Genomic DNA, 23,823 nt, shown 5'->3' with positions numbered 1-23,823 from the left:
GGCCCCCTCGGGGGGCAGCGACCCACACGCAGTGGGGGAGCGTGGGGGCCATGCCGTGACCAGCCGGACCCGCATCTTTCTCGGCATTCTGCTGATCTACACGGCGGGCATCGCCTTCCTGCTCTACCGCGTGGTGATCGACATCGACCCGCGCTATCGCGAGTCGGCGGAAGAATCGCTGGTCGAGGCCTCGCAGCTGATGGCCAGCCTGGTCGAGCAGGACGTGATCGCCGGGGCGATCAACACCGCGCGGCTCGAGCCCCTGTTCCGCTCGGTCTATGCCCGCCAGTTCTCGGCCCAGATCTACAACCTGCACAAGCGCCACGTGGAACTGCGGATGTACGTGACCGACCGCAACGGCCGGGTGCTGTTCGATTCGCAGGGCCGCAACCTGGGCGCCGACTTCTCGCGCTGGAGCGACGTCAGCCGCTCGCTGGCGGGCACCTACGGCGCGCGCACCACGCGCGACATCGCCGGCGATCCGCTGAGTTCGGTGATGTACGTGGGCGCGCCGGTGCGCTGGGGCAGCGAGATCGTCGGTGTGGTCAGCGTCGGCAAGCCGGTGCAGAGCTTCGGCCAGTTCGTCGAGGACGCGCGGGCCCGCACGCTGTGGGTCGGCGTCGGCTCGGCGCTGGCCCTGCTGGTGGGCGCGGTCATCGTCTCGATCTGGCTGGTGCGTCCCTTCGGGCTGATCTCGGACTACGTCGGCTGGCTGCGCGCCCAGCGCAGCCTGAGCCTGGGCCGCATGCTGCGCCGGGCCGCCGACACGCTGCGCAGCGGCCTGGGCGAGATGCGCGACGCCTTCACCGGCCGCAACTACGTGGCCGACTACGTGCAGACCTTCACGCACGAGATCAAGAGCCCGCTGTCGGCCATCCGCGGCGCCGCCGAGCTGATCCAGGAGCCGTCGATGCCGCAGGCCGAGCGTGAGCGCTTCCTCGGCAACATTGCGCACGAAACCCAGCGCATCCAGGAGATCGTCGACCGCATGATGGAGCTCACAGCCCTCGAGACCCGGCGTGCACTGGACCGCAGCGAGCCGGTGGCGCTGGGGCCCCTGCTGCGCGAGGTGGCTGCCGGTGCCCAGGCCGCGGCCGCGCGGCGCGAAGTGCGCGTGCAGGTCGCGATCCATGCCGAGGCCAGCGTCGAAGGCGACCCCTTCCTGCTGCGCCGCGCGATCAGCAACCTGCTCGACAACGCGATCGACTTCTCGCCCGCGGGCGCCGAGGTGCTGCTGGCGCTGGAAGCCAGTTCGCGCCGGGCCACCGTCAGCGTGCGCGACCGCGGTCCGGGCATCCCGGACTATGCGAAGGACAAGGTCTTCGAGAAGTTCTACTCGCTCGCCCGGCCCCACAGCCAGAAGAAGAGCACTGGGCTCGGGCTGGCCTTCGTGAAAGAGATCGCCGCCCTGCATCGCGGCCGGGTCGAACTCGCGAACGCGCCGCGCGGCGGCGCGCTGGCGACGCTCACGCTGCCGCTGCTGTCACTTCACTGACCGGTGAGCGCCGCGTAGGCCTTGCGGGTCTCGGGGCTCACGGCGTCGAGCACCTGCGCGTGGGAGGTCTTGTGGCGTGCCAACAGCCGCGCCGAGGCCACCGCCTTCGACTTGCAATACCAATGGCAGCTGTGCTGCATCAGGAACAGTTCGGCCGACATCATGTAGGCCTTGGCCTTCGGCGAGCGCTGCGCTTCGTTGCGCATCACGCCGGCGATTCCGCGGGCATGGATCGCGAAGGCCTGGCGCAGATCGAAGGTCGCGGCCGGCAGCAGCTGCGCAACGAAGGGCAGCGCCAGCGGCAGCTTGCTGACCCGCGCCTCGCTCTCGCCGACCTGCGCGAATTCGGCCGCGAAGCTGTCGAACTGCGCCGACAGCTTGGCCTCGGTGCTGTCGAGCAGGCCCCAGATCTGGGCCCGGCGGTCGGGATCGTCCTCGCCGAGACAGCGCAGGTAGCCTTCGGTGAGGTTCTCCATCAGCTTCTCGATCTGGTAGTGGCCGAGGTGGCTGCCCAGCAGCGCGATGCGCCGGCGCTGCTGCTGCGAGTTGACGAGATAGGCGCCGATGACGATCAGGGTCACCAGGGTGAGAGTTTCCATCGGCCCCGAGTGTAGGGGGCGCGGCTACCTGAAGAAGTCGAGGATGCGGTTGCGCTCGGCCGGCGCCGCCGGGGGCGCCACCTGCGCGCCGGCCAGGTCCTCGGCCGGCAGCGGCGCCAGTGCGGGATCGAGCCCCAGGCTGGCCACGCCGTGCCCCGGCGCGTAGTCGTCGAAGTACCACTCGCCATCGACCTGCATTACCCCGTCGGGCGCCTTCAGCGCGGCCACCGGAACGCCCTTGAGCGCCGCCTGCATGTAGCCGGTCCAGATCGGCAGGCTCAGGCTGCCGCCGGTCTCGCCGCGCACGCCGAGCTGGCGCGGCGTGTCGTAGCCGACCCAGGCGATGCCCACGCGGGTCGGCTGGAAGCCGGCGAACCAGGTGTCGAACGAATCGTTGGTGGTGCCGGTCTTGCCGTACAGGTCGTCGCGCCGGATCGCCTGGTAGGCGCGCGACGCGGTGCCGCCCTTCACCACGCTCTGCAGCAGCGAATCCATCATGAACGCATTGCGCTCGGGGATCGCGCGCCGGGTCTCGTCGAGCACCGGCGGCTCGGTCTCCATCAGGATCTTGCCGCGGGCGTCAGTGACCCGCGTCACCAGGTAGGGATTGACGCGAAAGCCGCCGTTCGCGAACACCGCATAGCCGGCGGCCATCTGCATCGGCGTCACCGAGCCGGCACCCAGCGCCATCGGCAGATTGGCAGGCTGCTTCTCGCGCTCGAAGCCGAAGCGCGTGACCCAGTCCTGCGCATAGCCGGCGCCGATCGACTGCATGACGCGCAGCGTGACCAGGTTCTTCGACTGCTGCAGTGCGCGCCGCAAGGTGATCGGGCCGTCGTAGCCGCCGTCGTAGTTCTTCGGCTCCCAGGCCGTGCCGCCGGCGCCGGCTTCGAAGAACAGCGGCGCATCGTTGACCACCGTGGCCGGCGTGAAGCCCTTCTCGAGCGCGGCCGAATAGATGAAGGGCTTGAAGCTCGAGCCCGGCTGGCGCCAGGCCTGCGTCACGTGGTTGAACTTGTTCTTGCCGTAGTCGAAGCCGCCCACCAGCGCCTGGATCGCGCCGCTGCGCGGGTCCAGCGCCACGAAGGCGCCCTCGACCTCGGGCAGCTGCGTGATCTCCCAGGCGTTCTTCGGCGTCCGCGCCACGCGGATCACCGCGCCCGGCCGGATCCGGATGTTGCGCGCCGCCTTGTCGGCCAGCCCCGACTGCACGGGCCTGAGCCCCTCGCCGGCGATCTGCAGCGTCTCGCCGTTGGCGCGCACCGCACGGACCTCCTTGGCGCTCGCCTGCAGCACCACGGCGGCCACCAGGTCGCCGTTGTCCGGGTGCTCGGCCAGCGCGTCGTCGACCGCGTCGTCGAGTGCCTTCGGGTCGTCGGGCAGGTCGACGAAGGCCTCGGGCCCGCGATAGGGCTGGCGCCGCTCGTAGTCCATGATGCCCTTGCGCAGCGACCGGTAGGCCGCCTGCTGCTCGGCCGCGACCAGCGAGGTCGTCACCTTGAGCCCGCTGGTGTAGATGCTGTCGCCGTACTGCGCATGCATCAGCTGGCGCACGGTCTCGGCCACGTACTCGGCATGCAGCCGCGACGGGTCCGCGGCATCGCGCAGCTGCAGCGGTTCGCGCCGTGCCGCATCGGCCTGCGCGGCGGTGATGAAGCCGGTCTCCTGCATGCGGTCGATCACGTAGAGCTGGCGGGCCCTCGCGCGGCGCGGATTCGCCACCGGGTTGTTGGTGCCCGGCGCCTTCGGCAGGCCGGCCAGCATGGCGGCCTCTGCCACCGTAATGTCCGCGAGCGGCTTGCCGAAATAGGTCTCGGCGGCCGCCGCGAAGCCGTAGGCGCGCATGCCCAGGTAGATCTGGTTCAGGTAGATCTCCAGGATCTGGTCCTTCGTGAGCTGGCGCTCCATGCGCATCGCCAGCAGGATCTCCCAGGTCTTGCGCTGCACGGTGCGCTCCGAGCTCAGGTAGACGTTGCGTGCGACCTGCATCGTGATGGTCGAGGCGCCCTGCTTGCGGCCGCCCTGCAGGCTGGCCAGCGCGGCGCGCGCGAAGCCCTTGTAGTCGACCCCGCCGTGTTCGTAGAAGCGCGCGTCCTCGACCGCCAGCACGGCGTCCTTCATGACCTGCGGAATCTGCGCGAAGGGCGTCAGGTTGCGGCGCTCCTCGCCGAACTCGCCGATCAGCGCGCCGTCGGCCGAATAGACCCGCAGCGGCTGCTTGGGCTGGTAGTCCGACAGCTCGGAGATGTCGGGCAGCCGCGGGTAGATGGTGGCCACCGCGATGCCGCCGGCGATCGCCAGCACGACCACGGTGCCGGCCGACAGCGCGGCGATCCAGGCGACCGGACGGCGCCAGCCGGGTGCGCGGGAGGGGGTTTCGGACGGAGAAGTCATGGCAAGGAGGGAGCAGGAACAGGCCGCGATGGTTCCCCATCCGGGCGATGCCTGTGTGAAGGCCCTGTTCGCAGGACTTCACACAGGCTTCACACAAGGCTGTTTTCGCGCCGCCGGACTTCGAACGGCCTTCCAACTGGCTTCTCGCTCGCTCCGGACAGTGGCTCCCGTGCAAGTTCGCACGAGAAGGAGAAGGAAAAACACCATGGACGCCCCCCTCTACCGCTCCGGCCGACGGCTCTGGCTCGTCACCCTGACGCTGGCCGTCGCCAGCTTCCTCGCGCTGAGCGTGCGGCCGCTGCATGCACAGGAAGCGCCGGGCCCGCGCGCCAAAACCGAGAGCCCGTATTTCTTCGTCAAGAGCGACGACCCCGAACTCGATCGCCTGCCGCTCAAGGGGACCGAGGTGGACGTCAGGATCTCCGGGGTGATCGCCGACGTCACGGTCACGCAGACCTACCGCAACGAAGGCCAGCGCGCGATCGAGGCCCGCTATGTGTTCCCGGGTTCGACCCGGGCCGCGGTCGGCGCGCTCCAGGTGCGCATCGGCGAGCGCCTGATCACGGCGCAGATCCGCGAGAAGGCGCAGGCCCGCATCGACTACGAGGCCGCGAAGAAGGAGGGCAAGACCGCCGCGCTGCTCGAGCAGCACCTGCCCAACGTGTTCCAGATGAATGTCGCCAACATCCTGCCGGGCGACGAGGTCCGGGTGGCGCTGCGCTACACGGAGCTGCTGGTGCCGCAGGGCGGCAACTACCAGTTCGTCTATCCGACCGTGGTCGGGCCGCGCTACAACAGCCCGCAGTCGGAGAACGCGCAGGCGCGCTGGGTGGCGCAGCCGACGCTGCGCGCGGGGGTTGCGCCGGGCACCGCCTTCAAGCTGAAGGTCGCGCTCGACATGCCGATGGCGCTGCAGGAGGTGCGCTCGCAGACGCACGCGATCTCGCTGGCACGGCGCGATGGCGACGCCCATGCCGACGTCACGCTGGCGCCCGGCAGCGGCCCCGCGGACAACCGCGACTTCGTGCTCGACTACCGGCTCGCCGGCGATCGGGTCCAGTCCGGGCTGATGCTCTACCAGGGCCAGGGCGACGGCGCCGAGAACTTCTTCCTCGCCATGGTCGAGCCACCGAAATCGGTGGCGGCGAACGCCATCTCGCCGCGCGACTACATCTTCGTGGTCGACATCTCGGGCTCGATGCACGGCTTTCCGCTCGACACCGCGAAGGCCATGCTGGAGCGCCTGATCGGCGGCCTGCGGCCCAGCGACACCTTCAACGTGCTGCTGTTCTCGGGCAGCAACCGCATGCTGTCGCCGCACTCGGTGCCGGCCACCCGCGCCAACATCGCACAGGCCCTGGCGACGATCCAGAACTACGGCGGCAGCGGCAGCACCGAGCTGATCCCGGCCCTGCAGCGCGCCTATGCCGAGCCGAAGGCCGAAGGCGTCTCGCGCACGCTGGTGGTGGTGACCGACGGCTATGTCACGGTCGAGCGCGAGGCCTTCGAGCTGGTGCGCAAGAACCTGGGCCGCGCCAACCTGTTCGCCTTCGGCATCGGCTCCTCGGTCAATCGCCACCTGATGGAAGGCCTGGCACGCGCCGGCATGGGCGAGCCCTTCGTGATCACCGATCCGGTCCAGGCGCCCGAGCAGGCCGCGCGCTTCCGCCGCATGGTGGAGTCGCCGGTGCTGACCCAGGTGAAGGCGCGCTTCGAGGGCCTCGACGTCTATGACGTCGAGCCGGCGGTGCTGCCCGACGTCCTCGGCGAACGCCCGGTGATCGTGTTCGGCAAGTGGCGCGGCGAAGCCCGCGGCCGGCTCGTGGTCGAGGGCCGCGGCGCCGAGGGCCCCTACCGGCAGGCGCTGAAGATCGACCCGGAAGCGCGCCGCGATGCGGCCGCACTGCGCAGCCTGTGGGCGCGGCATCGCATCGCCAGCCTGTCCGACCAGGAGGCGCTCGAAGGCGGCGACGCGCTGCGCCAGCGCATCACCGACCTCGGCCTGCGCTACGGCCTGCTCACGCAGTACACCAGCTTCATCGCCATCGACCGCGTGGTGCGCAACCCGGCGCCGCAGAGCGCCGCCGGTGTCGACCAGCCGCAGCCATTGCCCCAGGGTGTCGCCGAGAGCGCGCTCGGCCAGGACCTGGGCGCCGAGGTGCCGAGCACGCCCGAGCCCGAGACGCTGGGCGCGATCGCGGTGGTGCTGTCGATGCTGGCGATGTTGAGGCGGCGTGCACGGCGCAATGACAACCGGAGGTTGACCTCCTGAGACCTTGCGGGACAGACCAAGAACTGCGAAGCAGTTTTGCTCTGTCCTCAACTGATCAGAAGAAACACCACCACCATGACCCCAACCTCCCTTGCCACCCGCCACCCCCGCCTCTTCGAAGCCGGCATCCGCCTCGACCGCCTGCCCGCCCTCGCCTGGCTCGCGCTCCAGGCCGCCGCGCTGGCCCCCACCTGGACCTGGATGGCGCGGCGCATGCTGGACCGCTCCGACGATCCGCTCGGCCTGCTGGCGATCGCGGCGCTGGCGCTGCTGGTGTTCACGCTGCGGCACGGGCTGCGCGCGGCGCCGCGCCTCGGCTGGCTGGCGCTGGCGGCTCTGGCGACCCTGGCCGCCACCCTGGGCCGCACCGGCATCGGCCCGGTGCCGCCGCTGCCGCCACTGGCCGCCGCGCTGCTGGCCATGGCCGCGCTGGCCTGCGCACTGCTGGCCTTCCTGCCGAGCGAGGTCCCCGCGACGCCAGTCGCCGGGCTGGCGGTGCTGGCGCTGCCGCTGCTGTCCTCGCTGCAGTTCTATGCCGGCTACCCGCTGCGCGTCGTGACGGCCGAGGCCAGCCGCTGGCTGCTGGCGTCGGGCTTCGAGGTCGCGCGCGAAGGCAGCAGCCTCTGGATCGATGGCCGGCTGGTGATCGTCGACGCGCCCTGCTCGGGCGTGCAGATGGCCTGGTTCGGCTACTTCACGGCCTGCGTGGTCGCGCTCTGGGCGCTGCGCGACGACCGCGCCTTCCTGGCCCGGCTGCCTGCGGTCGGCCTGCTGGTGCTGGCCGGCAACATCGTGCGCAACAGCCTGCTGGTGGCCCTGGAGGCGGCCGGCCAGGCGCCGCCGCCCTGGCTGCACGACGCCTTCGGCCTGGCCTTGCTGGCGGCGGTCTGCGGCGGCATCGCCTGGGTCATGAACCATTTCCGAGGAGACCGCCATGGCCATCGCCGTGCTTGACCGCTGCTTCGCCAACCGCCTGGTGCATCGCATGCTGCACAAGGCCCTGTTCGGCGTCGCCATGCTGCTCTGCCTGGCCTGGTCGGGCAGCGCGGCGCTGCATCGGGCGCCGCCGGCCGCGGCCGCGGCGGCCTTCCACGAATGGCCGAGCGAATGGGACGGCGCGCCGCTGCGCCCGCTGGCCCTGAGCGAGGTCGAAAACCGCTTCGCCGAGCGCTTCCCGGGCAGCATGGCGCGCCTGACCGACGGCCAGCAGGTGCTGGTGCTGCGCCAAGTGAACGCGCCGACGCGCATGCTGCATCCGGCCGCCGACTGCTACCGCGCGCTAGGCTACGGCATCGCGCAGGCCCGGCTGGAGCGCGACCTGCACGAGCGACTGTGGCGCTGTTTCGTCGCCGAGCGCACCGGCGGTCGAAAAATCCGGGTCTGCGAGCGTATCGTCGACGCCGGGGGCGGCGCTTTCACCGACACTTCAGCCTGGTACTGGGCGGCGGCCAGTGGCCGCTCGAACGGTCCCTGGCAAGCCGTCACCCTGGCGAAACCGATCGAGTGAGAGTGATTTGCTGAAGAAAGCGCTGGTTTACCTGCTGTTCGCGACCCTGGCCCTGATTCTGACGGCGGCGGTCGCGGTGTTCCTGATCCTGAAGCTGGCGCTGGCACCCGGCCGCGACGAATGGCCGGCCCGCTTCCAGGCCGGCCCGGTGGCCGTCGACGTCGGCGTGCCGACCGCGATCCGCCTGGCGACCTCCTCCTGGTTCGCCCCCTGGCTGGCCGGCCGCACGCTGGACACCCCCCACGGCCCCGTCCGCTTCGGCTGGAACGCCGCGAGCGAGACCCTGGAACTCGACTGCGCGCCCTGCAGCGCCACGGTCCCGGCCCTGGGCAAGGCGCCGATCCGGCTCGACAGCCTGCGCGCGACGGTGCGCCGCGACGCCGGCGTGCTGAGCGGCACGCTCGAAGCCGCGCCGCCTGCCCGGCCGCTGGCGGTCGGCGACCGCAGCGACGACGGCATCCTGCGTGGACGCTGGACCGGGCGGCTGACGCAGCAGGCCCTGCACATCGACATCCACGTCCCCGAGACGCCGATCGCGCGCTGGTATACGGTGCTGGCGCCCGAGCTGGCCGAACTGCAGCGCGCCCGCATCGGCGGCACGCTGGCGCTGGGCGCCCAGGTCGGCCTGCCCGCCGGCACCTTCGCGGTGCAGCCGCGCATCGCCGAATTCACGGTCGACGGGCTGGGAACCGAGACGCTCGCCAACGCACGCACCACCTGCGGCGCCCCGAGCCGGCTCGGCCCCGACAGCTGGCTGGCGCGCGCGGTGATCGCGGCCGAGGACCAGCGCTTCTTCACCCATCCGGGCTACGACATGACCGAGCTCGCGGCCTCGCTGGAAATCAACCAGAAGGCCTCCAAGGCCGAGCGCGGGGGCAGCACCCTGAGCCAGCAGCTGGCCAAGATCCTCGTGACCGGCGGCGAACAGAGCGCCGACCGCAAGCTGCGCGAGCTGCTGTATGCGGTCGAGATGGAACAGACGCTGGGCAAGGCGCGGATCCTCCAGCTCTACCTCGACAACGCCCCCTGGGGCGCCCGGATTTGCGGCGCCGATGCCGCGGCGCGCACCTATTTCAAGCGTCCGGCGCGCAACCTCGAGCCGGTGCAGGCGGTCTGGCTGGCGGCCATGCTCAACAACCCGGCCCTGGCCGTGCGCAAGTGGCAGCAAGAGGGCAACATCAACCTCGACCGGGCCAAATGGGTGGCCGAGGGCGTGCGCGGCATCAGCAAGGCGCAGCGCGATGCCCTGCTGCGCAGTGTCGCCACGGCCCGCTTCGCACCACCTTGACGCAGCTGGCGCCGCGCACCAAGTCGGCGCATCGCGGATCCCGCCACCCGCTTCTTCGCTGGCACATGTCTTGCGATGGCATCCCCAATGGATGCTGTCACCGCCCCCCCGCCCGCAGCTGTTGAAATCGTCGCGCTGAGCAAGCGCTACGCCGCCGGCACGCCGCCCGCCGTCGACCAGATCGACCTGCGGATCGCCAGCGGCAGCTACTGCTGCCTGCTCGGTCCGTCCGGCTGCGGCAAGAGCACGACGCTGCGGATGGTGGCGGGCCACGAATCGGCCTCCGGCGGCGACATCCTGCTGGACAACCGCAACATCACCAACCTGCCGGCCGCGGCGCGCGGCACGGCGATGATGTTCCAGAGCTTCGCGCTGTTTCCGCACCTGTCGGCGCTCGACAACGTCGCCTTCAGCCTCAAGATGAAGGGCGTCTCGAAAAGCGAGCGCCACAAGCGCGCCGGCAACCTGCTCGAGCGGGTCGCGATGGGCCACCTGGCCGGGCGCAAGCCGGGCGAGCTGTCGGGCGGCCAGCAGCAGCGCGTGGCGCTGGCGCGGGCCCTGATCACCGAGCCTCGCGTGCTGCTGCTCGACGAGCCGCTGTCGGCGCTCGACCCCTTCCTGCGGATCCAGATGCGCGCCGAGCTGCGGCGCTGGCAGAAGGAGCTGGGCCTGACCTTCATCCACGTCACCCATTCGCAGGAAGAGGCGATGGCGCTGGCCGACACCATGGTGGTGATGAACAACGGCCTGATCGAGCAGGTCGGCTCGCCGCACGAGGTCTACAACCATCCGGCGAGCGAATTCGTGGCGCGCTTCATGGGCGGCCACAACGTGTTCGCGCTGGACGACGGCAAGGTCGCGGTGCGCAACGACCACACGCGGATCGCGCCGGCCACCGGCGCGGCGGGCGAGCCGGGGCTGGCGGCGCAGGTCACCGACGTCGAGTACCAGGGCACCTATGTCCTGCTCGGCCTGCGCCTGACCGGCGTGCCTACGGAGCAGAGCGGCATCTCGGTGCTGCTGTCCGAGCAGGAATTCGCCGGCCACCGCTACGAGGTCGGCGACAGCGTGCGCGTCTCGTGGGCCGAGTCCGATGCCCGGACGCTGGGCCCCGGCGCCACGCGCCCCGAAGCACGCGGCGGCGGCACATCGCCGCCGAGACGCGCGCCGCTGGCGGCCCTGGCGGCGATGGCGGCCTGACAGCGCCCGCGACCGGCCCCGGCCTCTTCCCCCTTTTTTCCACCACCGCCTCTCAGGAGACCTCCCATGTCCAAAAAAATCGAAACCCCGACCCTCGGCGTCCAGCGCCGCACGCTGCTGCAGGGCACGGCGGGCATCCTCGCGGCGGGTGTCTTCCCGGCCATCCATGCGCAGGAAAAGATCGTGCTGCGCTACCTCGGCACCGCCGTCAACCAGGACAAGGCGATCGCCGAGAAGTTCAAGGCCGACACCGGCATCGAGATCCAGTACGTGGCCGTCACCACCGACGACGTCACCAAGCGCGCCGTGACCGCGCCGAACAGCTTCGACCTGATCGACACCGAGTACTTCTCGCTGAAGAAGATCGTGCCCACCGGCAACCTCAAGGGCATCGACACCAAGCGCGTCAAGAACGCCGACAAGATCACCTCGCTGTTCACCAAGGGCGAGGTCGCCGGCAAGAAAGTCGGCGACCAGGGCACGGCGCCGATCAAGGTGATCTTCCTCGAGGGCGAGAAGAGCAAGGCCTTCTCGAAGACGCCGACGCAGTTCATGTCGCTGATCCCGACCACCTACAACGCCGACACGCTGGGCATCCGGCCCGACCTGATCAAGCGGCCGATCGGCTCCTGGGCCGAGCTGCTGAACCCCGAGTTCAAGGGCAAGGCCGCGATCTTGAACATCCCGTCCATCGGCATCATGGACGCGGCGATGGTGGTCGAGGCCAAGGGCATCCACAAGTACGCCGACAAGGGCAACATGACCAAGGCCGAGATCGACCTGACGATCAAGACCTTGATCGAAGCGAAGAAGGCCGGGCAGTTCCGGGCCTTGTGGAAGGACTTCAACGAGTCGGTCAACCTGATGTCCTCGGGCGAGGTGGTGATCCAGTCGATGTGGTCGCCGGCCGTGACCGCGGTGCGCAGCAAGGGCATCGCCTGCACCTTCCAGCCGCTCAAGGAAGGCTATCGCGCCTGGGCCTCGGGCTTCGGCCTGCCGGCCACCCTGTCGGGCAAGAAGCTCGACGGCGCCTACGAATTCATCAACTGGTTCCTCGACGGCTGGGCCGGTGCCTACCTGAACCGCCAGGGCTACTACAGCGCCGTGCTGGAAACCGCCAAGGCCAAGATGGAACCCTACGAGTGGGCCTACTGGATGGAAGGCAAGCCCGCCACGCAGGACATCAAGAGCCCGCAAGGCGACGTCATCGCCAAGGCCGGCGCGCTGCGCGACGGCGGCAGCTACGAGGAACGCATGGGCGGCATCGCCTGCTGGAACGCCGTGATGGACGAGAACGAATACATGGTGCGCAAGTGGAACGAGTTCGTGGCTGCATGACGACAGGATGAGCGCGCCCCCGACCACCAGCCACGCGACCTTGCTGCCTGCCCACGCCGTCAAGGCCTGGTGGCAGGCGGCGCCGTTCGCGCTGGTGTTCCTGTTGTTCTTCCTGATCCCGCTGGCGCTGATCGCGATGGTCAGCCTGTGGAACTTCAACGAGTACGAGCTGATTCCGGCGATCTCGCCGCGCAACTACTTCGCGATCTTCGAGGGCTGTTCGCACCTCACCGACAACGGCGACCTCTGCGTCACCTTGTCGACCTACCTCAGCACGCTCAAGTTCTGCCTGCTGGTCTGGGGCATCACGCTCGTGATCGGTTTCTCGGTGGCCTACTTCCTGGCCTTCCACGTGCGCTCGCCGGGCATGCAGACGCTGCTGTTCGTGCTGTGCACGGTGCCGTTCTGGACCTCCAACGTGATCCGCATGATCTCGTGGGTGCCGCTGCTGGGCCGCAACGGGCTGGTGAACCAGGGGCTCATGGGCCTGGGCCTGGTCGATGCGCCGGTCGAGTGGCTGCTGTTCTCGGATTTCTCGGTGGTGCTGGCCTTCGTGCATCTCTACACCATGTTCATGATCGTGCCGATCTTCAATTCGATGATGCGCATCGACCGCTCGCTGCTCGAAGCCGCCAGCGACTCCGGCGCCTCCGGTTGGCAGACGCTGTGGAACGTGATCGTGCCGCTGTCGCGCACCGGCATCCTGATCGGCTCGATCTTCGTCATCACGATCGTGATGGGCGACTTCGTCACCATCGGCGTGATGGGCGGCCAGCAGATCGCCTCGGTCGGCAAGATCATCCAGGTCCAGACCTCGTACCTGCAGTTCCCGCTGGCGGCGGCCAACGCGATGATCCTGCTGGCGGTGGTGCTGATGATCATCTGGGGCCTCACGCGGCTGGTCGACATCCGGAAGGAGCTGTGACTTGAGCCACCGGATTGGTGAACAGCGCAGCGCCGGCTTCTGGCCCCTGGCCCTGGTCTTCACGCTGTTCGTGGTCTTCCTCTACGGCCCGATGATCACCATCTTCGTGCTGAGCTTCCAGGGCCCCGAGGGCGGCCTCACTTTTCCGCTGCGCGGCGTGTCGCTGCACTGGTTCCGCAAGCTCGCCGAGGGCTTGGGCACGGTCGACATCGGCGCCGCCTTCGGCCGCTCGCTGATGCTCGGCGCGGTGGTCATGGGCTTCACGGTGGTGCTGTCGGTGCTGGCCGGCCTCGCGTTCCGCAAGCGGCTGCGAGGTGGCGACGCCCTGTTCTTCGTCACGGTGGCGAGCCTGATCATGCCGTCGATCATCGTCTCGCTGGGCATCGGGCTGCAGTTCCGCCTGCTCGACACCGGCCTCAAAGGCGCGCTCGGCGCGATCGGCGCCGAGGGCCTGCTCGAGAACTACGGCACCGCCCTCGGTCTGCTCACCTCGGCCCTCGGCGCCCACCTGACCTGGACGCTGCCCTTCGGGCTGTTGATCATGTTCGCGGTCTTCAATCGCTTCAATCCGGCCTACGAAGAAGCCGCGCGCGACCTCGGCGCCACGCCCTGGCAGAGCTTCCTGCACGTGGTGCTGCCGCTGATCGGGCCGTCGGTGGTCGGCATCGGCATGTTCGGCTTCACGCTGAGCTGGGACGAGATCGCGCGCACCTCGCAAGCCATCGGCGACGTCAACACGCTGCCGCTCGAACTGCAGGCGCTGACCTCGACCGTGACCACGCCATCGATCTACGCGCTCGGCACGGTGACCACCGTCGTGTCGTTCGCCGTGATGGCGATCGCGCTGGGCTCGGCGGCGCTGCTGGGGCGGCGTTCGACGCGGCGCCGCTGACTCCAGCGGTCCACCATGAAGCGGCTGCTGGTCATCAACCCGAACACCTCGGCCTCGGTGAGCGCGCTGCTCCAGCAGCACCTGCAGAAGCAACTGGAGGGGACCCTGGCGGTGCACACGCTCACCGCGCGGTTCGGCGCGCCGTACATCGCCAGCGAGGCCACCTACGCGGTGGCGCAGCATGCGGTCCTCGATGCCTGGGCCAGCGCCCATGCGCACGGCGAGCGGCCCGACGCGATCCTGATCGGCTGCTTCGGCGACCCGGGCCTGTTCGCCCTGCGCGACGGCGCCGGCGTACCGGTCGGCGGGCTGGCCGAAGCGGCCTTCGCGACGGCCGCCCGGCACGGCCGCTTCGCCGTCGTGACCGGCGGCGAACGCTGGCGGCCGATGCTCGAACGGCTGGCGTCGTCGCTCGGCTTCTCGGCCTCACTGGCCGGCATCCACACGGTGGCGCCGAGCGGCGCCCAGCTGGCCCAGGACCCGGTCGGCGCCCGCAGCCTGCTGGCCGAGGCTTGCCGCGAGGCCGCGACCCGCTTCCAGGCCCAGGCGGTGATCCTCGGCGGCGCCGGCCTGGCGGGCATGGCGGGCGATTTCGCCGCTTCGGTGCCGGTGCCCCTGATCGACAGCGTCAGCGCCGGCGGCCAGTGGGCGCTCGAGGCTGTCCGCGGCGGCGAGACGCCGGCCACGCCCCCGGGATTCGGCGTGGCTTGGCAGAACGTGTCCTGGGAGCTCGAGTCGCTGGGCTGACTGGCCCCACCGCCAGCACGGTCGGCCGGACCGTGCCACCATGCCTGCATGAGCACCAACTCCCACGCCCATCCGTCCCCCGCGGTCGAGCCGCTGTCGCTCTCCCAGCCGCGCGGCATCGACCAGATCGTCGCCGGCGTCTCGACCAGCGACGGCGACGGCGTCAAGCTCACGCGCGTGCTGCACCAGCCGCTGCAGCAGCGCCTCGATCCCTACCTGATGCTCGATGCCTTCAGCAGCGACAACCCGGGCGACTACATCGGCGGCTTCCCGAGCCACCCCCACCGCGGCTTCGAGACCGTGACCTACATGATCTCCGGGCGCATGCGCCACCGCGACAGCGCCGGCCACGAAGGCCTGCTGTCGAACGGCGGCGTGCAGTGGATGACCGCCGGGCGGGGCCTGATCCACAGCGAGCTGCCCGAGCAGGAAGAAGGCCTCATGGAAGGCTTCCAGCTGTGGCTCAACCTGCCGGCCAAGGACAAGATGCGCGAGCCCTGGTATCGCGACATCCAGAGTCCCGAGATCCCGGAGTTCATCACCCCGGCCGGCGTCCACGTGCGCGTCATCGCGGGCGTCAGCCACGGTGTCCACGGCGCGGTCCAGCGGGAACACACCGAGCCGCTCTACCTCGACATCACGCTGCCGCCCGGGGCCGAGTTCGCCCAGCCGCTGCTGGACGACCGCAACGCGCTGGTCTACGTGTTCCGCGAGTCGCTCTACATCGGCAGCGCCGAGATCCCGACCAAGCGCATGGCGATCCTGGCCAACGAGCCCGGCAGCGATGGCGTGGTGCTGCGGGCGCCGGCCTCGAACCACAGCCCGGCGCGCGCGCTGCTGATCGCCGGCAAGCCGCTGCACGAGCCGATCGCCCAGTACGGGCCGTTCGTCATGAACACGCGCGAACAGGTCACCCAGGCGGTGCACGACTTCCAGAACGGCAAGCTCGGCTGACCGCGCGGGAGGGCGAGTCGCGAGCGCCCGCCGTTCATGCTTCTTTACCAGACCTCACCCCGGGCTCACGATCGCGATACATGGCGGCGCCAGACTTCCTCTCACCTGCTGCCCATCGGCGGCAGGCTTCTTCGAAAGGAAGCACTCTCATGATCCCGTCTCGCAAAAGCCTTCTCTGGGCCGGTCTGCTGGCCTCGGCCACTTTCGCCTCGTCCGGTGCCTTCGCACAGGCGCCGCTGACGGCTCCCCCGCCGGCCGCCGCCGCCCAGCCCGGGGCCCAGGCGCCGGCCACGCCGCAGCGCCATGAGGCAGACCGCGCCGAACGCTTCGAGCGCATGCAGGCCCACCGGGCCCAGCGGCTGGCGGCCCTGAAGGAAAAGCTCAAGCTGACACCGGCCCAGGAAGGCGCCTGGAACAGCTTCACCACCGCCCAGCAGCCCCCGGCTCGCCCGGCCGGCCAGCCGGGTGCCGATCGCGCCGAATTCGCCAAGCTGACGACACCCCAGCGCCTCGACAAGATGCAGGCGCGCCAGGCCGAGCGCAGCGCGATGTTCGCCAAGCGTGCCGATGCCACGCGCAGCTTCTACGCGGCCTTGTCTCCTGAGCAGCAGAAGACCTTCGATGCCGAATCGATGCAGCGCTTCGGCCCCCGCGGTGCGGGCGTTCCTGGCGGCCACCACCATCACCCGGCCCCGCCGCCCGCCAAGAGCTGATCCAGTCCTCCGCGGCAAAGCCCCCGTCACCTGCGTGCCGGGGGCTTTTTTCATACGGCCGCTTACTTCGGCGTGCCGGTCTTGTCGATCGGATTGGTGGGCACTTCAGGCCGCTCGCCCTTTTCGCCGAAATGCGGCTTCACCTTCCGGCCCGACTGGCTGACTTCGATGCGCGACATCTCGCCGGTCGGCGCCGGCATCGCGTTGGGCTGGTGATTCACCGTGGTCGACGCCTCGCCCTTGGGCACGTTGTTGGTGGCATTGCTGCGGTTGTGAATCCGGGCTTCCGATTTCACAACCTCCCGCGAGGCCGGGTTGCTGCCGTCCGGCCGCTGGGTCGGATTGGCCACCCCCGCCGGCGTCTTGGTGCTGGCTTGGCCCGCGACCGCGGGGTCGGGCTGGGCCGGCATCGCGGTGGTGCCCTGGGCCATGGCGAGGCCTGCCATGCCCATCAGTCCGGCGAGAACGGTGGTGGCGACGAATCGTTGCTTCATGATGGCTCCTGTCTCTCTGGGTCGTTCGTTGAACAAGTCGAGCCCTTTTCTTCAAGCTCTGGTTGCACCGTAGAAGGGCACGGCCGGCCGCCATGTGGGGCTGCGGCCGGGCTGCCTGTAGGCGCCATGCCCCCTTGCGCGCAGGCCGTCGAAGGAGGTGGTCCGTTCCTACAGCCGCGGCGCCTGGCCCGGCTTACAACCATGCTTGTGAAGCCTCCTTTGCATACGGGCGCCACCGCCGCGCCGGTGACCTCGCTCAAGGTCATGACCGTGAACACCCACAAGGGCTTCACGGCGCTGAACCGCAAGTTCATCCTGCCGGAGCTGCGCGATGCGGTGCGCACGGTGGGCGCCGACGTGGTGTTCCTGCAGGAGGTGCTGGGCACGCACTCGCGCCACTCGCGCAAGGTCGACAACTGGCCCGAAGCGCCCCACTACGAATTCCTGGCCGACACCATGTGGCCGCAGTTCGCCTACGGCCGCAACGCGGTGTATCCCAAGGGACACCACGGCAACGCCGTGCTGTCGAAGTTCCCGATCGTTCACTACCGCAACCACGACGTCTCGATCGTCGGGCCCGAAAAGCGGGGCTTGCTGCACTGCGTGCTGCGGCTGCCGGCGCGGCCGATCGACGTCCACGTGATCTGCGCCCACCTGGGGCTGGCCGAGACCCACCGCCTGCAGCAGCTCGAGCTGCTGTGCCACATCGTGCGCGACGAGGTGCCGGCCGATGCACCCCTGATCGTCGCCGGCGATTTCAACGACTGGCGCGGCCGCGCCCACCGGATCCTCGCCCAGGGGGCTTCGCTGAGCGAGGTCTTCGTGCAGGCCCATGGCAGCGCGGCGCGAACCTTTCCCGCCCGCTTTCCGCTGCTGTCGCTGGACCGCATCTACGTGCGCAACGCCCGCGTCCATTCACCGGTGGTGCTGCCGCGCCGGCCCTGGTCGCACCTGTCGGACCATGCCCCGCTGGTGGCGGAGATCGCGCTGTGAGCAGCGACAGCCCCGACACGGCCGCCGCCGGCCGCCGCTGGACCGACGGCAACCGCGTCGCGCTGCTGGAAAACGGAGAGCAGTTCTTTCCGCGCGTGTTCGAGGCCATCGGCGAAGCCCGGCGCGAGGTGATCGTCGAGACCTTCATCCTGTTCGAGGACAAAGTCGGCGAGCAGCTGCACGCGGCGCTGAGCGCGGCGGCAAGGCGCGGCGTCAAGGTCGACCTGATGATCGACGGCTTCGGCTCGCCCTCGCTGTCACCCGGCTTCATCGCCGGCCTGATCGCGGCGGGCGTCAAGGTGCGGGTGTTCGATCCCGGCAAGCGCATCTTCGGCCAGCGGCTCAATGTCTTCCGGCGCATGCACCGCAAGATCGTGGTGGTCGACGGCACGCTGGCCTTCGTCGGCGGCATCAACTATTCGTCCGACCACCTGCTCGACTTCGGCCCCAAGGCGAAGCAGGACTACGCGGTCGAGCTGACCGGCCCGATCGTCTCCGAGATCCATCGCTTCGTGCTGCATGCGATCGCGGTCGGCGGCAAGGGCGCAGGCTGGTTCCGGCGCCGCATCCGGGCCTCCGCGCAAGACGACAACGCGCCCACGGGCGAGGCCGCGGCGCAATTCGTCACCCGCGACAATCGGCGCCACACCAACGACATCGAGCGCCACTACCTCGCGGCCATCCGCAGCGCCCGCCAACGCATCGTGATCGCCAACGCCTATTTCTTTCCCGGCTACCGCCTCATCAAGGAGCTGCGCCGCGCCGCCCGGCGCGGCGTCGACGTGCGGCTGATCCTGCAGGGCGAACCCGACATGCCGATCGTCAAGGTGGCGGCCAGCATGCTCTATCACCACCTGCTGCATGCCGGCGTGCAGATCCACGAATATTGCGAGCGCCCGCTGCACGGCAAGGTGGCGCTGGTGGACGAGCGCTGGAGCACCGTCGGTTCGAGCAACCTCGACCCGCTGAGCCTGTCTCTCAACCTCGAAGCCAACGTGATCGTGCGCGACCGGGACTTCAACCAGACGCTGTGGGAGCGGCTCGACGCGCTGATGCAGAACAGCTGCAAGCGGATCGAGGCCTCCGATCTGGACGAATGGAGCGGCTGGCGGCTGGTGCGCAGCTTCTTCATCTTCCACCTGCTGCGCTGGTACCCCTCCTGGGTCGGCTGGCTGCCGCGCCACGCGCCGAAGCTGGAGCCGCTCGACACACCCCTGCACCAGGGCGGCGGCGCCACGCGGACGGACGCGGCATGAAGGCTCAGGCAGAGGCTCCGGCCGCCGGCGGCTGGCGGCTGGTGAAACGCGTCGGGGCCTGGCTCTTCTTCGCCGCGGTGCTGGCGCTGGTCGTGCGACAGGCCCGCACGATCGACTGGAACGAGGTGCTCGACGCGCTGCGCGCCATTCCACGGCCCGCGCTGCTGGCGGCCGCGGCGCTCGCAGCCTGCAGCCACCTGCTCTACAGCACCTTCGACCTGCTGGGCCGCCGCATGACGGGCCACCGGCTCGGCACCCGCATCGTGATGCGCGTCACCTTCATCAGCTATGCCTTCAACCTGAACCTCGGCGCCCTGGTCGGCGGCGTCGCCTTCAGGTACCGGCTCTACTCGCGGCTGGGCCTGGACAACCTGACGATCACGCGGGTGCTCGGTTTCAGCATGCTGACCAACTGGCTGGGGTACCTGGTGCTGGCGGGCGCGGTCTTCTGCTTCTTTCCGATGGTGCTGCCGCCCGACTGGAAGATGGACGGCGAAGGGCTCCGCATCCTTGGCGCACTGCTGCTGGCCGGGGGCGCGGCCTACCTCGGCCTGTGCGCGATAGCGCGGCAGCACACCTGGCGGGTGCGCGGCCACGAACTGGACACGCCGTCGCTGCGCATGGCGCTGCTCCAGCTCGCGATGTCGATGCTGAACTGGTCGCTGATCGGCGGGATGATCTGGCTCCTGCTGCAGCGCCAGCTGCCCTACCACGAGGTGCTGGCCGTGGCGCTGGTCGCCGCGGTCGCCGGCGTCATCACCCACGTGCCCGGCGGCCTCGGTGTGCTGGAGGCCGTGTTCCTCGCGCTGCTCGGCCACCGGGCGCCGCAGGGCACGCTGCTCGGCGCGCTGCTGGCCTACCGGGCCATCTACTACCTGCTGCCCCTGATCTTCGCCGCCCTCACCTACGTAGCCACGGAGCTGCGGGCCCGGCAGCTCCGGCGGCGGCTGCCGAGCGCCTCTTCCTGAGCGCCCGGCGCGCCTCGGCCGCGCCAGCGCAGGCCTCTGCGCTTTACGCCTGAACGCCTACAGGTGCGGCCTTGGGGCGGCCCTAAGTTGATGCCATGGCCCCGCACACCATCACCCTCGCCGGCAACATCGACTCCGACGGCTTCCGGCGCGAGGCACGCTCGCTGCTGGCCGCCCTGGTCGCGCCGGACCAGGTCGACTGGGTCATCGACGCCGGGGCCGAGACGCAGCGTTTCTCGAGGCCGGCCGGCCCCGCCGCCCCGCGCGGTGCGGCGAGCGCCGGCATCACGCATCCGCTGGTTCCGCGCTCCTTCATGTCGATGTGCGAGACCGTCATCCTGCACAACGCACCGCTGCGCTTCGGCCTGCTCTATCGTCTGCTGTGGCGATTGGTGCACGAACCCGGCCTGCAGCACGACCCGCGTGATCGCGACCGGGTCCAGGCGCTGCACATGGCCCAGGCCGTGCGGCGCGACATGCGCAAGATGAAGACGCTGATCCACTTCAGCGTCGTCGCCGACGCTCCGGGCGCCGAGGCGCTCCACCTGGCCTGGTTCGATCCCGACCACCATGTGGTGGAAGCGGTGGCGCCCTTTTTTGCGCGCCGCTTCGCGCAGCTTCGCTGGGCCATCCTGACGCCCGAACGCAGCGTCCGCTGTCAAGGTCAGGTGCTCGAGTTCGGGCCCGGCGTACCACCGAACGCGGCGGCCGACGGCCTGGAACGCTATCGCAACGTCTTCGAGACCCTCGCGGCGCGTCGCCAGCCCGCCATCAATAGCGATAGAGGTAGCGCAAGCGCACGAAATTCTCGCCCGGGTTCGGCTCCTTGATGCCGGCGTTCGAGAAGTGCTGGACGCGCAGCGACACCTCGTGCGCGCCCTGCGCCCCGAGGCTCAGGCCGACACCGAGTTGCTCCGTGAACTGGAAGGCGGTGCTGAACTCCCGGTCGGGCGTGCGGTAGAGCTGGTCCATCACGGTGGCGCCTATGCCGGCCTCGACGAACCACGGCGACTCGCCCTGATTGAAGCGCCAGCGCCAGTTGGCGATCGCCCCGAGCTGCGTGTAGCTGCGCTTGTCCGCCCCATTCGGGGGCAGCGGCGCGCGCCACTGGCTGAGAAAGAAATCCCAGTAGAACGAAAGCGGCCCGCCCGGTGCCGGCGACCCGCGCCATGACCAGGGCATGGCGTAGCCGAGGGTCAGCGAATCCGTGTCCGTGTCGCCTCGCCCGAGATCGATGTAGATGCCTGGCGTGCTGTCTGAGGGAGCGGCCATGGAGGCCAGGGGGAAAGCCAGGCTCGCAGCACACAGCAGGGCCCCGACGCAGCGCAATGAGTGAGTCATTCGTATGAGGATGAGTTGCATTGTGAATGTAACAAGCAACGCAAGACCCGTGCTCGCCCCCAAGTGGCATTTCTCTCTGTAGGATGCCATCCCCAATCGATGCTGCACTGCAGCAAAAAGGCGCTGCTCGGTCTATCATGGCGCCATGAACCCCAGCTTCTCCTCGACGCGCTTCTTCAACCCGCTCATGCTGTGGGTGGACGTGGCCTTGACGACCAACGAGATGCTGCTGTCGGCCGGCTCGGTGATCCAGATGCGCACGGAACGCATGGCCAAGGCGGGCCTGTCCCCCAACGAGGTCGACCTGGCCGAATTTCAGCTCATGGGCCACGAAAAACTGGCGGCGGCCAGCGAATCCGGCGCTGCGATGGCCAACCAGCTCCACACCACCCAGTTCGCGCTGGTGAACCGCGCCGTGAAGCACTGGCTGGGCAGCGGCCTGGCCTTGTTCTCACTGGCGACCAGCACCAGCCCGGCGCAGGCCGTCAGCCATGCCGAAGCCTTTGGCAACGCGGCCACCCGCTCGGCCGAAGCCGTGAACCACCTGTCGAGCGCGAGTGCCCGGATCGTCCAGCGCGGCCTCAAGCCGATCCACGCCAAGACCACCTCGAACGCCCGCCGGCTCGCGATCGAGCAGGCCTGACGCTCAGGCCCGCAGCAGGCGCAGCAAGGTGATTTCGGAGGGCGCGCCGAAGCGCTTCGGCGGCCCCCAGTAGCCGGTCCCGCGGCTGGTGTAGACCCACATCTCGTGCAGCTTGTGCAGCCCCGCCGTGAACGGCTGCTGCAACGGCACGAACAGATTCCACGGGAAGAACTGGCCGCCGTGCGTGTGGCCCGACAGCTGCAGGTGGTAGCCCGCTTCGGCGGCCTCGGGCGCGCTGCGCGGCTGATGCGCCAGCAGCACCCGGGTGTGCACCAGCGGGGGCGCGTCGGCCAGCGCGCCGTGCGGGTCGCTGGCGTGGGCGGCATCGAAATGGCCGGCGGTGTAGTCGGTCACCCCGGCCACCAGCAGCGCGCTTTCGAGCACTTCCTCGTCGGTCTGCGCGCCCTTCACGTTGCGGGTCTGGAGCACCACGTGCTCGTTGAGCAGCACGCGCAGGCCGAGGCGCCGGAGTTCGTCGATCCAGGCATGCGCCCCGGCGTAGTACTCGTGGTTGCCGGTCACGACGAAGGTGCCGTGGCGCGCCTTGAGCTGCTGCAGCGGCGCGATGTGGTCGCGCAACTCGGCCACCGTGCCGTCGACCAGGTCGCCGGTGATCGCGATCATGTCGGCGCCGAGTCCGTTGACCGCGTTGACGATGCGCTGGATGTAGCCGCGCTTGATGGTCGGCCCGACATGGATATCGCTGAGCTGCGCGATCGTGAAGCCGCTCAGCGCCGAGGGCAGGTCGCGGATCGGCACGTCGATGCGCACCACGCCCGCCGTCCGGCGCGCGTTCAGCAAGCCGACCAGCGAAGTCGCGCTGGCCAACAGCGGCACGGCGGCCGCGCTCCACAGCTGCCAGCGCGCCCCATCGAGCGTCAGCCCGGACACGGACGCGCCGAGCCAGCCGAGCAGCAGGCCGGCATCGCGCACCACGGTGAGCACCAGCAACGACGAGAACCAGCCCATGCTGATGAGCCCGATCCATTTCCAGACGTCCGCGAACTGGCGCCGCCGGGACCGCATCCCGACGAAGGGCAGCGGCATGGTGACGGCCGACACGAGCAGTGCCAATCCCAGCAGCGGCCCCGCCAAGGGCAGGCCCGCCAGCGCGGGCAGCAGCCGCAGACCGATATAGGCGTGCAGCAGCGTGGTGAGGAGAACGAGGGGACGAAGCGGCATCGGGGCCTAGGAAGACGGGACTGCGCCCGGACACACCATGTGCGAGCGACACGACCCACATTCAAGGTGCGTGCCATGCGCGGGCAACCTTGAATTTTCCCATGGCCGGCCCTGCGCGGCCTTCAGCATCTTCTGAAAGAGCGCCCGGGCGCTCCCGGACTTCAGGAACGCGGGACTTGCACGCCGGCGGGCCAGACGAACACGGTCCGCTTCGACTGCCAGGGCAGCAGCTCGATCTCCTGCGTGAGGGTCTGGCCTCCCCGCGTGGCCTCGACCTGGTAGCGGCCCGGCTCGAGCCGGGCCACCAGGAACGGGCCACCCGCTTCGACCTGGCTCAGCAACTCGCGGCCGGATGCATCGCGCACCGTCACGACGACATCGGCGGCCGAGACCTGTCGCGTCCCGTCCTTGACCGCGAACTCGAAGCTGGCGGGCCAGCGAGGCTCGACGCTCTGCATCAGCGCCGCCTCTTCGCTGCTGCCGCCGCCGCCCATGTACTCGATGCCGTTGGCCATGCGGATCGGCGGGTTGTAGACCGCATGCGCCGCCAGCGCACCGGACAGCGCCGCTGCGCCCAATGCCAGGGCAGCCAGCGGCCGCCAGGATCGACCTGTGTTCATCG

At 69.7% G+C, this 23,823-nt stretch carries 23 protein-coding genes; 17 read left to right on the top strand and 6 right to left on the bottom strand.

What is annotated here, in order from left to right; translation table 11 throughout:
- Positions 1-55: 55 nt before the first annotated feature.
- The gene (creC, locus tag AC1DF3_RS02555) at positions 56-1,495 is read left to right on the top strand and encodes a two-component system sensor histidine kinase CreC (protein WP_478138748.1); all 1,440 of its coding nucleotides are present in this window, start codon (positions 56-58) and stop codon (positions 1,493-1,495) included.
- Here the strand turns inward: creC and AC1DF3_RS02550 are convergent.
- Positions 1,489-2,094, bottom strand: a complete 606-nt coding sequence (locus AC1DF3_RS02550) for a hypothetical protein (protein WP_478138747.1) — start codon at positions 2,092-2,094, stop codon at positions 1,489-1,491. The genes creC and AC1DF3_RS02550 overlap by 7 nt on opposite strands.
- 24 nt (positions 2,095-2,118) lie before the next feature.
- A complete protein-coding gene (locus tag AC1DF3_RS02545) occupies positions 2,119-4,488 on the bottom strand; it encodes a penicillin-binding protein 1A (RefSeq protein ID WP_478138746.1) in 2,370 nt (789 codons plus the stop codon).
- Between the two features lie 205 nt (positions 4,489-4,693).
- Between AC1DF3_RS02545 and AC1DF3_RS02540 the strand changes: the two genes are divergently transcribed.
- The 11 genes from AC1DF3_RS02540 (at position 4,694) to AC1DF3_RS02490 (ending at position 16,324) form a co-directional block, all read left to right on the top strand.
- Positions 4,694-6,760 (top strand): VIT and vWA domain-containing protein, encoded by a 2,067-nt coding sequence (locus AC1DF3_RS02540; protein WP_478138745.1) that lies wholly within the window; start codon positions 4,694-4,696, stop codon positions 6,758-6,760.
- Between the two features lie 75 nt (positions 6,761-6,835).
- The gene (gene xrtQ / locus AC1DF3_RS02535) at positions 6,836-7,714 is read left to right on the top strand and encodes an exosortase Q (RefSeq protein WP_478138744.1); all 879 of its coding nucleotides are present in this window, start codon (positions 6,836-6,838) and stop codon (positions 7,712-7,714) included.
- Positions 7,695-8,267, top strand: a complete 573-nt coding sequence (locus AC1DF3_RS02530) for a hypothetical protein (protein WP_478138743.1) — start codon at positions 7,695-7,697, stop codon at positions 8,265-8,267. Before xrtQ ends, AC1DF3_RS02530 begins: the two co-directional genes overlap by 20 nt.
- A 7-nt stretch (positions 8,268-8,274) precedes the next feature.
- Positions 8,275-9,555: a biosynthetic peptidoglycan transglycosylase gene (locus AC1DF3_RS02525; RefSeq protein ID WP_286533188.1), complete on the top strand. Its 1,281-nt coding sequence runs from the start codon at positions 8,275-8,277 to the stop codon at positions 9,553-9,555.
- Positions 9,556-9,642: 87 nt separating this feature from the next.
- Positions 9,643-10,755, top strand: a complete 1,113-nt coding sequence (locus tag AC1DF3_RS02520) for an ABC transporter ATP-binding protein (RefSeq protein ID WP_286533189.1) — start codon at positions 9,643-9,645, stop codon at positions 10,753-10,755.
- Positions 10,756-10,821: 66 nt separating this feature from the next.
- Entirely contained in the window at positions 10,822-12,093 is a 1,272-nt protein-coding gene (locus AC1DF3_RS02515; protein WP_286533190.1) for an ABC transporter substrate-binding protein, read from the top strand.
- 7 nt (positions 12,094-12,100) lie between these two features.
- Positions 12,101-13,018 carry an ABC transporter permease gene (locus AC1DF3_RS02510; RefSeq protein WP_286533191.1) on the top strand — a complete coding sequence of 306 codons (918 nt, stop codon included), beginning with the start codon at positions 12,101-12,103 and terminating at the stop codon, positions 13,016-13,018.
- A 1-nt stretch (position 13,019) separates the two neighbouring features.
- Positions 13,020-13,910 (top strand): ABC transporter permease, encoded by an 891-nt coding sequence (locus AC1DF3_RS02505; protein ID WP_478138742.1) that lies wholly within the window; start codon positions 13,020-13,022, stop codon positions 13,908-13,910.
- A 15-nt stretch (positions 13,911-13,925) separates the two neighbouring features.
- On the top strand, positions 13,926-14,657 hold the full coding sequence (locus tag AC1DF3_RS02500; protein ID WP_286533194.1) for an aspartate/glutamate racemase family protein: 732 nt from the start codon (positions 13,926-13,928) through the stop codon (positions 14,655-14,657).
- 48 nt (positions 14,658-14,705) lie between these two features.
- A complete protein-coding gene (locus tag AC1DF3_RS02495) occupies positions 14,706-15,611 on the top strand; it encodes a pirin family protein (protein WP_286533196.1) in 906 nt (301 codons plus the stop codon).
- A 149-nt stretch (positions 15,612-15,760) separates the two neighbouring features.
- A complete protein-coding gene (locus tag AC1DF3_RS02490) occupies positions 15,761-16,324 on the top strand; it encodes a Spy/CpxP family protein refolding chaperone (protein ID WP_478138741.1) in 564 nt (187 codons plus the stop codon).
- Positions 16,325-16,386: 62 nt separating this feature from the next.
- Here the strand turns inward: AC1DF3_RS02490 and AC1DF3_RS02485 are convergent, their stop codons facing one another.
- Positions 16,387-16,818, bottom strand: coding sequence for a serine/threonine protein kinase (locus tag AC1DF3_RS02485; protein WP_286533199.1), 432 nt, complete (start codon positions 16,816-16,818; stop codon positions 16,387-16,389).
- A gap of 201 nt (positions 16,819-17,019) precedes the next feature.
- Here AC1DF3_RS02485 and AC1DF3_RS02480 point away from each other — a divergent pair, with 201 nt between their 5' ends.
- From AC1DF3_RS02480 to AC1DF3_RS02465, 4 genes are all read left to right on the top strand, one after another.
- Positions 17,020-17,811, top strand: a complete 792-nt coding sequence (locus AC1DF3_RS02480; protein ID WP_478138740.1) for an endonuclease/exonuclease/phosphatase family protein — start codon at positions 17,020-17,022, stop codon at positions 17,809-17,811.
- Positions 17,808-19,067: a cardiolipin synthase ClsB gene (gene clsB / locus AC1DF3_RS02475; RefSeq protein WP_478138739.1), complete on the top strand. Its 1,260-nt coding sequence runs from the start codon at positions 17,808-17,810 to the stop codon at positions 19,065-19,067. The genes AC1DF3_RS02480 and clsB overlap by 4 nt, the downstream gene beginning before the upstream one ends.
- Positions 19,064-20,035, top strand: coding sequence for a lysylphosphatidylglycerol synthase domain-containing protein (locus AC1DF3_RS02470; RefSeq protein WP_478138738.1), 972 nt, complete (start codon positions 19,064-19,066; stop codon positions 20,033-20,035). The genes clsB and AC1DF3_RS02470 overlap by 4 nt, the downstream gene beginning before the upstream one ends.
- Before the next feature lie 95 nt (positions 20,036-20,130).
- Entirely contained in the window at positions 20,131-20,865 is a 735-nt protein-coding gene (locus AC1DF3_RS02465; RefSeq protein ID WP_286533205.1) for a DUF4130 domain-containing protein, read from the top strand.
- Here AC1DF3_RS02465 and AC1DF3_RS02460 read toward each other — a convergent pair.
- Complete coding sequence (locus AC1DF3_RS02460) at positions 20,807-21,307, bottom strand: acyloxyacyl hydrolase (protein ID WP_286533206.1); 501 nt, start codon at positions 21,305-21,307, stop codon at positions 20,807-20,809. The two genes, AC1DF3_RS02465 and AC1DF3_RS02460, sit on opposite strands and share 59 nt — an antisense overlap.
- Before the next feature lie 214 nt (positions 21,308-21,521).
- Between AC1DF3_RS02460 and AC1DF3_RS02455 the strand changes: the two genes are divergently transcribed.
- Positions 21,522-22,019 carry a polyhydroxyalkanoate granule-associated phasin gene (locus AC1DF3_RS02455; protein ID WP_286533207.1) on the top strand — a complete coding sequence of 166 codons (498 nt, stop codon included), beginning with the start codon at positions 21,522-21,524 and terminating at the stop codon, positions 22,017-22,019.
- A gap of 3 nt (positions 22,020-22,022) precedes the next feature.
- On the opposite strand, the gene AC1DF3_RS02450 is transcribed toward AC1DF3_RS02455, so the two are convergent.
- Positions 22,023-23,201 carry a metallophosphoesterase gene (locus tag AC1DF3_RS02450; protein WP_286533209.1) on the bottom strand — a complete coding sequence of 393 codons (1,179 nt, stop codon included), beginning with the start codon at positions 23,199-23,201 and terminating at the stop codon, positions 22,023-22,025.
- A gap of 161 nt (positions 23,202-23,362) precedes the next feature.
- Positions 23,363-23,821 (bottom strand): hypothetical protein, encoded by a 459-nt coding sequence (locus tag AC1DF3_RS02445; protein ID WP_478138737.1) that lies wholly within the window; start codon positions 23,819-23,821, stop codon positions 23,363-23,365.
- Positions 23,822-23,823: the final 2 nt, after the last annotated feature.

It is taken from the genome of Variovorax sp. 10N432 (assembly GCF_056394465.1).
The sequence above is the reverse complement of the archived record's forward strand: the minus strand, read 5'-3'. Positions and strand labels throughout refer to the sequence as shown.